Genomic DNA, 16,325 nt, shown 5'->3' on the forward strand with positions numbered 1-16,325 from the left:
TGAATCACTCATGCAGTGACACGTCACTACCAATTACACCCGCCATGAAAACTATTGTCCAGAGAACCGTACAGGTCTGTCTGTCAGCCGATGGCGTTCGGAAACCAGTGACTTTTCGAGTTTCGCTCGCCAGATACCAAGTATGATCGACGGGATGCCGGTACTGGACGATCACCTCCACCTCGATCCGGACGCACATCGCGGGATCGACGCTGTCAAAGACTTCGACAGCCTCGGGGGCACCCACCTGCTCGTGGTGAACAAGCCCTCGTGGCACCTCGGCGTCGAGGCCGAGACCGGGGACGATTTCCGCCCCGTCTTCGACCGCACTATCGAAATCGTCGACGACGCTTCGAGCGAACTCGAGGGGCAAGCCTGGCCCGTTCTCGGGGTTCATCCAGGGCTGATCTCGCGGCTGGTCGACGACCGCGGTCTGTCACCGACCGCAGCTCGAGACCTCATGCAGGCCGGTATCGACGTCGCTGCTGAATACGTCGAGGCGGGAGACGCGCTGGCGCTGAAATCCGGGCGGCCGCACTACGAGGTCGACGACGACGTCTGGAACGCCTCGAACGACGTCATGCGCCGGGCGTTCGAACACGGTAGCACCCTGGGGTGTGCCGTCCAGTTGCACACGGAAGCCAGCGAGGACCTGACCACGGTCGCCGGCTGGGCCGAAGACGTCGGCTTGCCCGCCCACCGGGTCGTCAAACACTACGCCGGCGGCCGGCTCGAAGGGCCGACGCCGAGCGTAATGAGCGAGAAGGACCGACTCGAGATCGCTGCGTCCCGCGGCGATCCATTCCTGATGGAGACCGACTACATCGACGACCCCGATAGACCTGGGGCAGTCCTCGGTCCCAAAACGGTTCCCCGTCGGGTCCGGTGGTTACTCGAGAACGGACACGACGACGCCGTCAGAAACGCAAACGTCGAAACGCCGAAGCAAGTTTACGGAATCGACACGGTCGCGACCCTCGAGTCGAACGAGTGATACGGACTACTGTACGTCATTACCGGTGCACCCGCAGGACGGTCGCGGTTGCACCGGGACATCGGTACAGCAGACCGTATGAGTCGCGACTCGAGTCGAAGGGGTACTCCGCTTCGGTCACGCAACCGTGCGGCAGTCGGCGAATCGCCGTAAATCCGGTTCGACAACGCTTCGTGAACATTCATCGGAACGGGCTGTTGTAGAGAAAGGCATTTCAAGCGGCCGGTGTAGGTGTCTGTATGAGCAATTCCCCGACCGAGTTCTACTCGGAGGAACGCTGGCAAAACTGGATCGATCGCATCAAAGACGAAGAGATCGATCCAGAGGACGAATCTTCGGCTCGGCTCCTGCTCAATCTGCAGGACGACACGGCGATCGCGATCGCGAAGATTGTCGCCGCCTACGACGACGGGGAACTCGACCAGGAGGCCGCCCTGGAGGAGGTCAACGACGTCCGCACGATCGTTCTCAGCGAAGTCGACATCGAGAACGAAGAGAAATTGATTCTCGTCGACGGCGTCCAGACGAGTCTAGTCTGTGTCTTTTTTGCGGCCGAAGAGTACATCGCCAACGGTCCGGCCGAAGACGGCAGCGTCGCCGATTATCTCGGCGCTGCGGCGGACGTCGAAGCCGAAGGTGATCTCGACGCTGCGCTCGGGTATGCGGCCCAGGCCGGGACGCTCATCATCGACGACGAGGAACTCGACATGACCGTCGCTGAGAACCTCGAGTACGGGCTGGTGACCGAATGGATCAACGGACTCGACAGCCTCCAGAGTGCGATGAGTGATCCGGAAGTCGTCGAGGAAGACGAATAGGGACCGTCTCGGTTTCGCCGCGCTCGCGCTCTCTCAGATCAACGCCGTTCCCGCCGAGAATCACGCGATAGAGAGCGCGCACAACGAGAAGGTCCACGACGAAATGCTGGAGTTACGGAACGCGATTCGAAACGACGGAACAACGGGCGACACGAAGTCGGTTTCCGTAACACTCGGCACCACGTACCCGTCTCGATCGTTTTCGGCGAATCCGCTAGATCCGACCGGGTTCCTCGAGACGCCGGGATCGACGACGCTCACGTCCGAACCGGTCTACAACGAGCATCGAGATGCGCTACCGACGAGAATCGAACACGGATTCGTGGACGGGATTCTAACAATCGAACTCGCGGATCGACACGAGCCGTACACCCTCGGTAGCCCGCGTCGGCATCGGCGATGTGGGCGATTCCGGGAGCGATATTCGATATCACGCGTACGAACGACGGACAGCGGTCGAGTAACATTCAGAAATCTCGAGAGCACCTCTGCCGACTGGACCGTCGAAATCGTCGTTTCCAAGGGCACGATCTTCGGGATAGCGATTCCAGAACGGTCACGAACTGAAAGTCGATCGAACCAGTATTGTTCGACAACTGTCGAAACGTCGAACGACAATACCTTGTACTATCGGCCATATTGAGAAGACATGACTGCAGTGGGCATCGATGCCGTCGAGATCTGGACTGGTAACCTCAAACTCGATCTTCCGGGCACGTTCGCCCCCGAGAAGGGGGAAGACCCGGAAAAGTACACCAAAGGACTCGGCCTCAACGCAAGTTCCTTTCCCGACAGTTACGAGGACATCGTCACCATGGGCGCGAACGCCGCCCACCGTTTGATGGAGCGAAAAGGCCTCGAGCCCAACGATATCGGTCGAATCGACGTGGCGACCGAGAGCGCCTTTGACAATTCGAAGCCGGTTTCGACGTACGTCGCTGGCTGCCTCGAGCAGGTCTACGACGGAGATTTTCACCACGCGAACAAGGGCGAACGGAAGTTCGCCTGTATCGCGGGAACCCAAAGCCTGGACGACGCGTACAACTGGATCCGTGCGGGCCGTAATCGCGGGCGCTCGGCGCTGGTCATCGCGACGGACACGGCGCTGTACGCTCGGGGCGATGCGGGCGAGGCGACACAGGGCGCCGGTGCGGTCGCGATGCTCATCAGCGAGGACCCGAGTTTGCTCGAACTCTCCGCCGAACAGGGGTACGGATCGGCGGACGAGACCGACTTCCTCAAGCCGAATCAGCAGTTTCCCTCGGTCGACGGGAAGCGCTCCGTGCAAGTCTACCTCGCGCGGATGCGCGAGGCGCTGGAAGACTTCGAAAGCGTCGCTGGCGAGGTTCACGAAGACGATTTCGTCTACGCGCCGTTTCACACGCCGTTTCCCGGAATGGTCCGGAAGGCTGCCCTGTTGGCCTACCGCCACATCATCCGGAACACCGGTATCGAGGACGAGCTCGCCGAGGAGATCGGTCGTCAGCCACGTTCCGAGGCGTTCGATTCGGACGACGAGTATCGTGACGCGCTCCGCGAATACATGGACGCGCTCGAGGGTACCGATCGCTACGCCAACTGGTATGATGCGACCATCGACCCGACGCTGACGATTGCCCGCGAGGTCGGGAACTGGTACACCGGTTCCGTCCACGTCGCCCGCGTGAGCGCACTCAAACAGGCGTTCGAGGACGGTCGCGAGTTGACCGGTGACAAGCTGCTCGTCGGCTCCTATGGCAGCGGCGCGCAGGCGGAGATCCACGCCGAGACGATTCAGGACAGCTGGACGGACGAAATCGCAGCACTCAACGTCGACGAGCAGCTCCGAAATCGGTACGACCTCGAGTGGGAGGATTACGAGGAGGTCCACGACGCCCACAACCACGAGATGGACGTCGATGTCGAGGAGTTCACGACCCCCGACGAGGAGTTCGTGTTCGACGGCTGGGGCAGAATGGGTGAACGAAAGTATCGATACGTGGAGTAAGAGGGTATTCTGAACGATATTCAATGGATTAATTTATCAGGTACTTGTATCACCGTGTATGGCAGACCGTCCCAGTCCACCGGACTGGATTATCGATCAGCCTGGACTGACCGCTCTCGCGGCAATTAGCGGTATCCTCGCGCTGTTCGTCATCCTGCCATATCTCCAGTACGTCCTCTTCGGCGTCGTTCTTGCGTACATTCTGCTTCCCGTTCAGCGGCGCCTCGAGCACTACGTCAGATCAACGATTGCCGCGATTGTCGTGGTCGTGGCCACGTTGATTATCGTGTTCATCCCGCTCGTCTACGTCGTCTCGATCGCGATCCAGCAGTCGTTTCGGCTCGTCCGGGCCATCCGTCAGGGGCAACTCAACGTCGAGACGATCGAAGAGATCCTCGCGACGAACGGCTACGCCGTCGATCTCGCCGAGTTGTACGAGTCGTACCAGGACCCGATCGCGACGGGCATCCAGGGAATTACGACCGGAACCGTCAATATCGTCGGTGGTCTGCCGGGAGTCTTCATCGGACTGACCATCACGCTGTTCGTTCTCTTCGCGCTGTTACGAGACGGCGATCGACTCGTCGAGTGGTTCCAGTGGGTGTTGCCGATCGACGACGAGGTGCTCGCGGAACTCCGGACGGGACTCGATCGACTCATGTGGGCGTCGGTCGTCGGAAACGTTGCCGTCGCCGCCGTACAGGCCGTGATGCTCGGCATCGGGCTGGCGATCATCGGTGTTCCCGCGGTGACCTTTCTCACCGTCGCGACGTTCGTCCTCACGCTGTTGCCGCTCGTCGGCGCCTTCGGGGTCTGGATCCCGGCAGCAGCCTACTTACTCGGGATCGGCCGGCCGACGGCGAGCGCGCTTCTGACCGTCTACGGAATGCTCGTAAGCCTCTCCGACTCGTACCTTCGACCGGCGATGATCGGCCGGACCAGCGCGTTCAACTCTGCGATCGTCGTCGTCGGCATCTTCGGTGGGCTCGTCGTCTTCGGAGCCGTCGGGCTGTTCATCGGCCCCGTGGTCCTCGGTGGTGCGAAACTCATCCTCGATTGCTTCGCTCGAGAGCGGACTGAAGCGGCGATCGCTGCGGACTCACTCGAGGGGGAATCGGCGGACCCAGAACCGGCTGCGGCGGACCTCGAACCGACCGTGACGCCCGACGAACCGACGTCACGACCGGATGCCGGCGCCGATTGCCACGACGACGAGTAACCCCTGGCCGGTCTCGCGATCGTCGAGTTTCGAGACCCGAGTGGTTTTGCCGACTGTTCTCTACCGGCTCACACTACCCGGCCGGGGGTGTCAAAACGAGTGCGTTCATAACCCCTTGCCCACTATAAGCGAGTATCGTGTCTCGGACGGAACACCGCAGCCACCGCGGGAGGGTACGAAACGCACCACATCATCAAAATTACGCCTAGCCATGCACGGATCACACGCCACGGGGAGTCCGTATACTCCCCACACGGAGACGGACCGTACGGCGATGCTCGAGGCGGTCGGGGCCGACACGGTCGAGGATCTCTTCGACATTCCGGCCGACGTCCGGTTCGACGGTCGCTTCGACATAGACGCGCGATCGGAACAGGAGACGCGGCGACTGGTCCGGTCGATCCTCGCTCGCAACGACGATCTTACCGAACTGCTGGGTCGCGGCCACTACGGCTACTACGTACCGTCGCTGGTCGATCACCTGGCTGACCGGTCGGAGTTTCTCACCTCCTACACGCAGTATCAGCCCGAAATATCCCAGGGGTTCTTGCAGGCCCTGTTCGAGTACCAGTCGCTTCTGGTCGAGCTAACCGGTCTCGAGGTCGCCAACTGCTCGATCTACGACGCGGCAACGGCGCTCGGGGAGGCTGCCACGCTGTCCGACCGCGTCCGCGATACCACGGGCCACCGCGTGCTCGTACCCGACTTCTTGCGCGAAGAACGGCGGAGCACCCTCGAGAACTACGTCGCCGGCACCGATCTCTCCGTCGAGGCATATCCGGCCGACGACGGTACCGTCGATCTGGCAGGTCTCGAGGCGACCTTCGACGAGAGCGTCGTCATGATTTACGCGGAAAACCCAACTGTTCGAGGAACGATCGAGGAAAACCCGGCGGCGATCGGCGAACTCGCCGATACCAACGATGCCCTCTTTACGCTCGGTTCGGATCCGATCGCGCTCTCCCTGCTTCGGCGGCCCGCGGACATCGGTGCGGACGTGGTCGTCGGTGACGCAAGCGTACTCGGCCTCCCGACGAGTTACGGGATGGGCCTGGGCCTGTTCGCGACTCGAGAGGAGTTCCTTCGACAGGTCCCTGGCCGACTTGTCGGTGTCAGCGAGGATGCGACCGACCGACGGGCGTTCACGCTGACGCTACAGACGCGCGAACAGCACATCCGGCGCGAACGCGCAACGAGCAACATCTGTACGAACCAGGCCTGGGTCGCGCTCCGAACAGCGATGCACGCCGCCGCCCTCGGTCCGAGCGGGCTGGTCGACCTCGCAACGCGCGGCGTCGAACGAGCGGAGGAGTTGGCGGCGCGCCTCGACGACCTCGTCGGCGTGAATGCGCCGGTCAACGATCGGCGTCACATCCGAGAGTTCGTCGCGCACGTCGACCAGCCCGCACGGGCCGTCGCAGACGAACTCGAGCGCCGCGGCTTCGCAGTGCACGTCGTCGGTGACCACGAGATACAGGTCTGCGTGACCGGCGTCTCCGACGAGCGACTCGATCGATTCGTCGCGGTCTTCGAGGAGGTGGTTCGATGACCGCCGACCGAACGGATGGGCCCGATGCTGCCCGGTCGCGATACGACCAGGCTCGCTATATCGAAAACGGCGAGTACGAGCCGCTCCTTTCGGAGAAAAACCTGACGCGCGTCGAGATCGGGTCCAGTGGGGACGCCGGAGATGGTTCCGAAGCGCAAAGCGGTGACGAAGATGGGCCGCTTCCCGACGATTTGACACGGGATTCCCTCGAACTTCCCGAACTCTCCGAACCCGAATTAGCGCGCCACTACACACGTCTCTCCCAGATGGTCTACGGAATCGATAGCGGTCCGTATCCGCTCGGTTCCTGCACCATGAAGTACAACCCGAAGTTCACGGAGGACGTTGCGGCGCTGCCGTCGGCGGCCGTCCACCCAGACCGGTCCGAAGAAACAGTCCAGGGAACGCTCGAGATCTTCTATCGGCTGCAGGACTACCTCGCCAGGATCGGGGGGATGGACGCAGTGACGCTGCAGCCACCCGCGGGCGCTGCCGGCGAGTTCGTCGGCATTCGTGTCGCCGCTGCCTACCACGAGCACAGCGGCGAGGGCCATCGGGACGAAGTCATTATTCCCGAAAGCGCCCACGGGACGAACTTCGCGAGCGCCGCACTCGGGGGTTACGACGTCGTCTCGCTGCCCAGCGACGACGAGGGTCGGGTTGATCTCGAGGCACTTGAGGCTGCCCTGTCGGAGAATACTGCGGCGCTCATGCTGACCAATCCGAACACCCTCGGCCTGTTCGAACGCGACATCGACGCGATAGCGGATATGGTCCACGACGCCGGCGGGTTGCTGTACTACGACGGGGCGAATCTGAACGCACTGCTCGGCCGCGCGCGACCGGGCGATATGGGATTCGACGTCATGCACTACAACGTCCACAAGACGTTCGCGACGCCCCATGGAGGCGGCGGACCGGGTGCGGGTCCGGTCGGTGTCGTCGAGAAACTGGCACCGTTCCTCCCCGCGCCGCGCGTTCGGATGCGCGACGACGGATCGCAGTCCGCTGAACCGATCTACGAGCGATTCGAGCCCGAATACACCATCGGGAAGGTCCACGGGTTCGACGGGAACTGGCTGGTGTTGCTCAAAACGTACGCCTACATCGCCCGTCTCGGTGACGACGGGCTTGCTGACGCGAGCGCGTCCGCCGTCCTGAACGCCAACTACCTCGCCGAACGGATCGAGTACGACATCCCTTACAGCCCATTTCACCACGAGTTCGTCGCCAGCGCTGGCGACCAGGACGCCGCTGACGTGGCGAAACGAATGCTCGACTACGGTGTCCACCCGCCGACGACCAAGTGGCCTGAGATCGTCCCAGAGGCGCTGATGACCGAGCCGACCGAAGTCGAAAGCAAAGCCACCCTCGACCAACTCGCTGCAGCGTTCAACGCGGTCTACGAGGAGACCGACGAGACCCTAGAGAACGCGCCCGAACGAACCACCGCGCGCCGAATCGATCAGACCAGCGCTGCACGCACCCCGCGACTGTCGTGGCAGGCACTGTCGGACGAGTCCTGACTGCGAGGCCGATGTTCGGGTCTACAGATGAACAAGGCGAGTGCCTCAGAGCTTGTCCCCGAGGTACTTCACACGGCTATTCTCGCTCACACGTACTCATTGAGCGTTTCTGGAACTGTGACGCTCCGGTGAACGTCTTTGCAGCGCCTCCAAAGAGCCACTCGTGGATGCAGAGCCGTGTTCGGATCTCCCGCGACGCCGCGTACGTGTCTCGTCTGCAACCGCGTTCCTGACTTCGGAAGGGGAGCGTCGACGAGAGCAACACACCTCGCACATCTATCGATTCGTCGTTCCGACCGTTTTCCGGTCTCGTCGGGTTAGCAGTTGCCACCCGTCTTTCGGTACCGTATTCGAGACCGGACGCGTCGTTTCGGCCCGTAACTATCAGTAGTTACGGCGGGATTCATAACCGACCACAATGAAGCGTATATACCCATATTATTTAACCAATATTGGTTACGTTCGTGGTTGCGATAGGCAAAACTTTTCGACGTGTCCCCTCATGTCTAACAAGCATGTCTAGTCAGTCAAATTCGGCCGACGATCACCTGACAGAGGTACCTGAGCGCCACCGAGAGACAGCCGACGCCGTCATCCCCGAACACACGTCGCTCTACATCGGCGGTGAATTCATAGACTCGGACAGTGGAGAGACGTTCACTACGACCGATCCGACGACGAATCAAAAACTCGCGTCCGTCGCTCGCGGGACCGAGGCCGACGTGAATCGCGCTGTCGAAGCCGCCTGGGACGCATTCGACACGGAATGGTCGGGGTACGACTCCGGTGACCGCCAGCGTGTGCTGCTCGAGATCGCCGATACAATCGACGCACATACCGAGGAACTCGCACAGCTAGAGACGCTCGATAACGGAAAGCCGATCACGGAGGCGACGATCGACATTCGCTCGTCCGCCGAGCAGTTCCGATACTTCGCAGGAATCGTCCGGGAAAATAGCGGCGAGACGATGACCGATGACACGCGATACGGACAGGTGATCACCGAACCGTATGGTGTCGTCGGCCAGATCATCCCGTGGAATTTCCCGCTCATGATGGCGTCGTGGAAACTGGCACCAGCACTCGCCGCCGGTAACTGTACGGTGTTGAAACCGGCCGAGCAAACGCCCCTCTCGGCGCTTCGACTCGCCGAACTGATCGACGATATCGTCCCGGACGGCGTCGTCAACGTCGTCACCGGATTCGGCGACGAGGCCGGGGAACCGCTGACTCGCCATCCCGACGTTCGAAAAGTCGCGTTCACCGGGTCGACGGCCGTCGGAAAACAGGTGATGAAAAACGCGGCCGAAAACGTGACCGATATCACACTCGAGCTTGGCGGGAAGAGTCCCATCGTCATCTTCCCGGACGTCGACGTCGCCAAGGCAACCCAGCTCATCTCCGCTGCGATCTTCTACAACACCGGCGAGTGCTGCGAGGCCGGATCGCGGCTGTTCGTCCACGAGGATGTTGCCGACGGTCTCCTCGGGGCACTCGTCGACGGGATCGACGCGATGACGATCGGCGACCCGTTACTCGAGGAAACGGACCTCGGCCCAAAGGTTTCGACGGAGCAAGTCGACCGAACGCTCGAGTATCTCGACGCAGCGCGTGAGGCCGGTGGCGAGTTCCTCGTCGGTGGCGACCGTCCCGACGATGCGGCCCTTTCGGATGGCTGTTACGTGGAACCGACCCTCATCGAAGGGCTCGATCACGATCACGTCGCCGTCCAGGAGGAGATTTTCGGCCCGGTCCTCGAGGTGTTCCGGTGGGACGACTACGAAACGATGATGGAGTTAGCGAACGACGTCGATTACGGTCTCGCCGGTGGTGTGATCACCGACGATATCACACAGGCGAATCGAGCGGCACGGGACATCCAAGCCGGATACATCTGGATAAACAGCTATCACGACCTCGCTCCCGGTCTTCCGTTCGGTGGCCACAAACAGTCCGGAATCGGCCGTGAACTCAGTGCCGACACGCTCGATCACTACCAGCAGACGAAAACGATCAATCTCTCGCTCCGCTGAGGTCGGTAGTCAGGCCCTCGCCGGTGTCCTCACAGTAACCGCCGCCTGCTATGTCCGCTGCCACTTGCAGTCTCGGATACTCGACTCCGCGGCTGCCTGTCCACCTGTCGTTCGATCGACGCTCTATTGCCAGTTCCGTTTCCGAGTGGCGTTCATTCCGGGGCGTACCAGCGACTCGAATTGCGGCCGAGTCGCGACGGACAGTAATACGGCGGTGTGAAACCCGTTGCTCGAGCGAACTCGACGAACCGTTGAACGTCCGTCACCCGGAGACGAAACGGACATGGACACGCACGAAATGGGTGTCCGACAGACGATTTCCGCTCCGTGATTATCGACCGCCGAAACCGGCGACAAAACGATTCTAGGCGGTACTCGAGTCGATGACTGTCCCGTCGTCGCGTATCTCTACGAACCCGTAGTCGCAGTCGGGGCAGTGCCACTTTATCTTCTTCCCGAGGTGGAGGGTCGTACTGGCGGCACAATAAAACGTCTTCTCGCCCCCACAGTTGGGACACTCGTGATCGAGTTCCAGAGCCATGCGACGAGATAGTGAATCGAGCGAGTTTAACGTATTGATTCGGCCGACGATCCGAACGTCGCCGCGTTGCTACTCCCGTATTCGAACCGTCGCACTGTCCGGGTGACGCGGAAGTTAAGTGGAACCCGTCCGTCGGGTCCGTCATGTCCATCTATACCGGTCGCGGCGACGAAGGGGAGACGGACCTTCGAGATATGACCCGCGTCTCGAAGGCGAGCACCCGCATCGAGGCTTACGGGACCGTCGACGAACTAAACGCCCTGATCGGTACCGTTCGACCGACAGACTACGACGACGTCAACGAACGGCTGGCGGAGATCCAGAACCACCTACACGTCGTACAGGCCGATTTCGCGAATCCCGATCCGGACGAAGACGACCCCGAGATCCGCACCGATCACGTCGAAACCGTCGAGGACTGGATCGACGAATACGACGAGGAACTCGAACCGCTGACCTCCTTTATCCTGCCGACCGGCAGCGAACACGGGGCAGCGCTACACCACGCACGAACGGTCTGTCGGCGCGCCGAACGGCGTGCGGTGGCGCTCGCTTCGGAAGAGGAGATCAACGAGGATGCGGTCCAGTACCTCAACCGACTTTCGGACGGCCTGTTCACGGTCGCGCGCGTCGTCAACGCGCGCGACGGTGTGCCGGAGGACGCACCAGAGTATTAGCGGTCCCGTGTTCCCGGGTGAAAACAATCGTCGTCGACGAGACCAACCCGGAACCTCTGTCATCCGATCAGCGTACTCGATTTCGCCTGCTGATAGCGACAGGATCGATTCGTGCTCGAGAAATCGCCGTCCGACGCACAGGGCCGGTAGCTGGTCACCGCGAACTCCCTTCCGAGTCCGCCGACGGGCAGCGGTCGAGTTCCGAACCCACGATCGACTCATCAATTCTGTTGCCTACGAAAGAACTATATTCTCGTCCGACCTCTCTATGTAAGAGGTTCACATGAACAAGCACTTCCACGACAGCCGCTACTACCTCTCTCGAGCCGCTGCACACGCCCGGCTCGGTGTGATGGAGGGCCTCGAGTCGGTCGCCGACCGTGTTCGAGTCCGACTCGGGCGACCCACGGATGCCGAACCCGAACCGACTCGAGTCGACCGCGTTCGCGAGGACGTGATGGCGCTCGAGCGGCGAGCAGAAACGCGGGCTCGAAACGCACTCAGCGGTGTGCGAACCCGGATCGAGTCAGGCCGCTCGAGTACGACTGACGACGAGCAGTGAAAGGAAGCCTTAAGTCCAACGCACGGGTATCGCCTCGTGCGGGTTGGTGATCTAGTCCGGTTATGATACCTCCTTCACACGGAGGAAGTCGGCAGTTCAAATCTGCCCCAACCCACTAATTTTGCTGCGAGCAAGCCCGCGAGCAGCATATTCGTGACGGTGGGACAGATTTGAATCAGGGAGTGAAGCGAAGCGGAACGACCGTGGTTCAAATCTGCCCCAACCCACTCGTTCACTCGCTGAAGTCAAAGGACCGGACTCCGGTGCGGTCACAGCCGACAGTGTCCTGCGTACATCGATCGTAAGCCATCTGAGACTCCCGAACCTCACTGAGCCACCCGAAAGGATGACGGCTCAGATCCGAGGTATCCAATTTGGTGTTTTCGGTCAGTCCTCCACGGCTGGTTCAGACGTTTCACGTGTTGAATCGGGGGGTGATTCGCGGTTGTCGGTTCGTTCGTCGTCGCCCGGGATCTGCCGTGGCAAAAACGACGATGCGATAAGCAGGAGCAGCACGAACAGTACGAGGAGGAGCAGCGTCGCCCGTTGAGCATCGAACATCGCAGTCTCAAAGATACCCTCGAGCAATTGTCGTTGTGTCGGAGTGAGTTGGTTCAGGAAGTGTTGCTGAGAGGCTTCGGTCGCTGTTTCTGCTGCATCCTCGAGAGCTAGCACCAGATCATTCCGTTGCTCCGCTGAAACGGTTACGTGTTCTGCTCGTAGTACTCCATCGACGACACTACCATAGAACTGTCCGAGAAAATACGAGCCAACGACTGCCGTCCCCAGGGAATAGCCTATCGAATAGCTTACGTTCAGGACTCCGGATGCCTCGGCGGAGTCCGCGGTAGGGATGGCCGACATCGTCATATTGGTGATCTGTCCCAGTATGAGTCCGACACCGGCTCCAACGAGCGCGACCGGGATAGCCATCCTGCTGATCGTCTGACCCGGGCCCGTCTGCTCGTACAACAGCACCAGTCCAAAGCCCATACACACGATGCCGACCTGGATAAGCGTCTTTGGAGAGATGTACTTACGCCAGCCGGTCGAAAACGTCGACAAAAGGATCGACGCGAGAGAATACGGTAACAACGCGAGCCCGGTTTCAAAGGCGGTGTATCCGAGTACTGCCTGGAGATAGACCGGGAAGATGAAAAAGAAGCCAGCTGAGATTATCGAGCGAATATTGTACGTGATAACACCGGATAAAAAAGGGCGGTTCGTCAGTACATTCAGCGGAACGAGCGGTGACTTCTCAGCACGTTGCAGTCGGCGTTCGTACTGAACGAACGCGGCGAACGCGAGCAATCCGAGCCCGAGAAACCAGATCGCCGGCGACGTCCCAAACGGATTGAACTGGATCTCGACGACGACGAACGGCCGCCGTTCAACTAACCACCCATACTTCCCACTGAGAAGGAATCCAGTGACGAGCGACGTCGAACCGACGATGGACAGAACTGTCCCACCTCTATCCGGCGAACTGCGCGTTTCTGACAGTGGTTTGGGACTCATGTACCGAACGAAAAAGAGAATAACCCCCACACCGATGAGTTGGAGCGCAAACCCCCACCGCCAACTTGCGTATGTGGTTAGTGCGCCACCGATAATCGGTCCAAGAGTTCCGCCGATCCCGCTCACGCCAGCCAACAGTCCGAATGCCTTCGCCCGGTCGTCGCTTTCGTAACTGACCCTCAATTCAGTGTGTGTCAGGGGGAATATCACAGCGGCCGCAGAACCCTCGATGAACGACCAGCCGATATAGAGGATCGTAGTATTCCAGCTAATCGCCGCCACCAGCGTTCCACCGGCATAGACGAGCAGCGCGATTGCCATTACGCGTCTCCTACTATACCGAGACGGCAGCGTCCCGGCCGGAAGAATCAGCGCGGCTATAACCAGCGAGTAGAGTGCGACCGCCCCTTGAATCACGGTGACCGTGGTATCAAACTCATCCACCATCGTGGGGATCGCCACGTTCATCAGGGACGCATTGATGACCACGATGAACGTCGTCAGACTCACGGCGATTGCTGGGCCCCAGTATTGTACTCCTCCTTTTGAGTCTGGAGAGAGATGAGTACTCCCGTTGGAAGTAGACTCATCTGGGGGCATACAGTGGTCTAACGCTTTTGACCCCCAAATAGCATGGGTCTAGTTAGTCACCGAGAGTCAAGGATACTGCCCGGTCCCTCGGGGCGGGGTGGAGTCAGTTCGGTTCGTCAGAGGCTGGGTGGTAAAGGAACCCGACCTCGTCGATCCAGCCGTCGGCGAACGTCTCGACGGTCTTCTCGGGGCGTTCGAAGTATTCGTCCATCTCGTACGCTGCCGTTGCGAGAATTTTGCCGATCTCCCCGTTCAGAGGGTCGTCTCCAGTGTCCCGATCGACGACCTTCACGTCGGCCGTCCGGCGGACTCCAGGCGCTCGTCCAGACCTGCATCGACCATGTATCGGTGATCTTCCTTCCCGAACGTGGTGATGAGGTTCGGGACCTCGGTCTGACCGTAGAATTGCAGAAAGACGGAACCGAATCCGTCCAGCCCCATCCCGAGGCGGTTGGCTGTCATCGGTGCGGCCCCGTACGTCAGCGTCTCCAGCGACGACGTGTCGAACGAATCGAGGGCAGCGTGATCGAGGAGTCGGTAGATCATCGTCGGTACCATGAACATCCACGAGGCGGTTCGACGTTCGATATCTCGCAATGCACGTTCCGGTTCGAAGCCGTCGCCCACCACTATCGTCGCACCGGTGAGCAAGCCACCTCACAGAAACAGCCCTGCAGAGTGTGAAAGCGGGGTCATCGACAGGAGCGTATCACCAGTGATACATAGCTCGACGGCGTGATCGTAGACGTTCATCACCATGTTTCGGTGGCTGTGGACCACACCCTTCGGTTTCCCAGTCGTCCCTCCCATGTAGCGTGCGATCGTGTCAGACGGTTCGATAACGACCGACGGCGCCGCAGTCGATACGCAGCGAGCTGTCCGGATCCGCGTGAACTACCCCACCCTACTCGCCGCCTTTGGCGGCTCCTTGAGGGAGGGGCTTCCCGTTTCAACGACACGACTTGCAGACACGGAAGCCGAGTCCACAGCGGTCGCAGTCTCCACGGGCGTAGATTCGGAGTGAACCACTCCTAGTGTGTTGAGACCACGCGACAGCACGTTCAACGACGCGTTCCAATCCCTGTCCAGTTCGAACCCGCACGCCGGACACGAATGCTCGCGTCTCCAGATGGGCTTCCACGTCGAAACGCCACACGAGAAGCACTCCTTGGTCGTCCCGCGCGGCTCGACTTCTTTGACGTGACAGCCGTTCTTCTCGCCGTGGTGTTCGAGGATGGTAATGAAGTCGCGCCACCCGACCTCGGCCTTGTTCCGTGCATTCTCCGGTGATTCGAGCATCTCCTTTACGGTGAGGTCTTCGACGAAGACGGCGTCGTACTCGGTGGTGTAGAAATGCGCGAGCTTGTGCTTGAAGTCCCGCTTCTTGTTCGACATCCGAGCGTGGACTTCTGCGACACGGCGGCGTTGCTTCTCCCAGTTATTTGATTCGTACTCTTTCCGAGAGAGCGAGCGTTGCTCGCGTTCGAGCCGCTCGCGGTCAGCGGACAGGTCGAGCCGCCCGATCGAGCGCCCATCCGAATCGTGAATGAAGTGTAGCACACCAAGGTCAAGACCCACGGTGTCATCGGGATGGATGTCTTCGACGGCGGGTGTCTCGGGTTCATCCGTCTTAATGCAGAACGAGACGTACCACGCGCCGGTCGGCTCTTTCTTGAGAGTCACCTCTTTGATCTGCTCGTGGTCTGGGAGGCCTCGATGGAGGCGAATCGGAATTTCGCGGGTTTTGCCCTTGAGTTTCGTGAGGATGAGGAGTCCGCGTCCGTTCGGGCCACTCTTCGTGTCGAGTTCGAAGCCTGATTGGCGGTACGTGAAACTCCTGTACTCTCGGGGCTTTTTCCAGTTCAACGATCCTACGTTGTAGCCCTTGGCTTTGAGCTTCCCGAGGTTCTCGATATTGTCTCGGATGCGCTCGACGGCCTTCTGCAGGACGGTGGAGTAGACCTGTTTCAGGTCGGGCCACCAGTCTTTCATCGTGGGGAGCCTGTCGCGGATGCTCCAGACGCGCTGGCGGAGCGTGCCCGCATCGTTGGGAATTTTGTTGAACTCGCAGATTGCGTGGTTGTAGGTTTGTCGCACGATGTTCCGGGTCCAGTCCATCGCTTCGCGTTGCTCCGTGGTTGGGAGCAATCGAAAACGAGGGCTGTATATCATCCGATGTGTCTTTATGTACGACAGCTTCTACGGTAAAGATTCTGGTTGTCTCGTGTTTGAGACTCGTGGGGGTGCCGTATCCCCGGCCTACTTGCTCCCTCCGGTCGCTCATTGAAGGTGGGGGCTTGGCACCCTCAC

The 16,325-nt window shown here is 60.4% G+C and carries 13 protein-coding genes, 1 tRNA gene and 1 pseudogene; 10 read left to right on the forward strand and 5 right to left on the reverse strand.

The window, feature by feature from the left end:
• Positions 1–142 precede the first annotated feature (142 nt).
• The 7 genes from NJU76_RS17570 (at position 143) to NJU76_RS17600 (ending at position 10,126) form a co-directional block, all read left to right on the forward strand.
• On the forward strand, positions 143–994 hold the full coding sequence (locus NJU76_RS17570) for a TatD family hydrolase (RefSeq protein ID WP_254530653.1): 852 nt from the start codon (positions 143–145) through the stop codon (positions 992–994).
• 239 nt (positions 995–1,233) lie between these two features.
• Positions 1,234–1,812, forward strand: a complete 579-nt coding sequence (locus NJU76_RS17575) for a DUF2150 family protein (protein ID WP_254530654.1) — start codon at positions 1,234–1,236, stop codon at positions 1,810–1,812.
• A gap of 649 nt (positions 1,813–2,461) precedes the next feature.
• The gene (hmgB, locus tag NJU76_RS17580; protein ID WP_254530655.1) at positions 2,462–3,799 is read left to right on the forward strand and encodes a hydroxymethylglutaryl-CoA synthase; all 1,338 of its coding nucleotides are present in this window, start codon (positions 2,462–2,464) and stop codon (positions 3,797–3,799) included.
• Between the two features lie 58 nt (positions 3,800–3,857).
• Entirely contained in the window at positions 3,858–5,018 is a 1,161-nt protein-coding gene (locus NJU76_RS17585) for an AI-2E family transporter (protein WP_254530656.1), read from the forward strand.
• Between the two features lie 211 nt (positions 5,019–5,229).
• Positions 5,230–6,567, forward strand: coding sequence for an aminomethyl-transferring glycine dehydrogenase subunit GcvPA (gcvPA, locus tag NJU76_RS17590; protein ID WP_254530657.1), 1,338 nt, complete (start codon positions 5,230–5,232; stop codon positions 6,565–6,567).
• Positions 6,564–8,093 carry an aminomethyl-transferring glycine dehydrogenase subunit GcvPB gene (gcvPB, locus tag NJU76_RS17595; RefSeq protein WP_254530658.1) on the forward strand — a complete coding sequence of 510 codons (1,530 nt, stop codon included), beginning with the start codon at positions 6,564–6,566 and terminating at the stop codon, positions 8,091–8,093. Before gcvPA ends, gcvPB begins: the two co-directional genes overlap by 4 nt.
• A 515-nt stretch (positions 8,094–8,608) precedes the next feature.
• Entirely contained in the window at positions 8,609–10,126 is a 1,518-nt protein-coding gene (locus tag NJU76_RS17600) for an aldehyde dehydrogenase family protein (RefSeq protein WP_254530659.1), read from the forward strand.
• Between the two features lie 364 nt (positions 10,127–10,490).
• Here NJU76_RS17600 and NJU76_RS17605 read toward each other — a convergent pair whose 3' ends face one another.
• Entirely contained in the window at positions 10,491–10,667 is a 177-nt protein-coding gene (locus tag NJU76_RS17605) for a DUF7838 family putative zinc beta-ribbon protein (RefSeq protein WP_254530661.1), read from the reverse strand.
• Between the two features lie 143 nt (positions 10,668–10,810).
• Between NJU76_RS17605 and NJU76_RS17610 the strand changes: the two genes are divergently transcribed.
• The 3 genes from NJU76_RS17610 (at position 10,811) to NJU76_RS17620 (ending at position 12,021) form a co-directional block, all read left to right on the forward strand.
• Complete coding sequence (locus NJU76_RS17610) at positions 10,811–11,344, forward strand: cob(I)yrinic acid a,c-diamide adenosyltransferase (protein ID WP_254530662.1); 534 nt, start codon at positions 10,811–10,813, stop codon at positions 11,342–11,344.
• A gap of 283 nt (positions 11,345–11,627) precedes the next feature.
• Positions 11,628–11,906: a DUF7553 family protein gene (locus tag NJU76_RS17615; protein ID WP_254530663.1), complete on the forward strand. Its 279-nt coding sequence runs from the start codon at positions 11,628–11,630 to the stop codon at positions 11,904–11,906.
• Between the two features lie 40 nt (positions 11,907–11,946).
• Positions 11,947–12,021, forward strand: a tRNA-Val gene (locus NJU76_RS17620).
• A 272-nt stretch (positions 12,022–12,293) separates the two neighbouring features.
• Here the strand turns inward: NJU76_RS17620 and NJU76_RS17625 are convergent.
• The 4 genes and pseudogenes from NJU76_RS17625 to NJU76_RS17640 all read right to left on the reverse strand — a co-directional run bounded on the left by NJU76_RS17625 (position 12,294) and on the right by NJU76_RS17640 (position 16,187).
• Complete coding sequence (locus tag NJU76_RS17625; protein WP_254530664.1) at positions 12,294–13,934, reverse strand: MFS transporter; 1,641 nt, start codon at positions 13,932–13,934, stop codon at positions 12,294–12,296.
• Positions 13,935–14,118: 184 nt separating this feature from the next.
• Positions 14,119–14,307: a hypothetical protein gene (locus NJU76_RS17630; protein ID WP_254530665.1), complete on the reverse strand. Its 189-nt coding sequence runs from the start codon at positions 14,305–14,307 to the stop codon at positions 14,119–14,121.
• Positions 14,304–14,825, reverse strand: a pseudogene (locus NJU76_RS17635) (AMP-binding protein). Before NJU76_RS17635 ends, NJU76_RS17630 begins: the two are co-directional and overlap by 4 nt.
• Positions 14,826–14,909: 84 nt before the next feature.
• Positions 14,910–16,187 (reverse strand): RNA-guided endonuclease InsQ/TnpB family protein, encoded by a 1,278-nt coding sequence (locus NJU76_RS17640; protein WP_254530666.1) that lies wholly within the window; start codon positions 16,185–16,187, stop codon positions 14,910–14,912.
• Between the last annotated feature and the right edge of the window lie 138 nt (positions 16,188–16,325).

Origin of the sequence: Natrinema gelatinilyticum (genome assembly GCF_024266705.1) — an archaeon.
GTDB lineage: Archaea > Halobacteriota > Halobacteria > Halobacteriales > Natrialbaceae > Natrinema > Natrinema gelatinilyticum.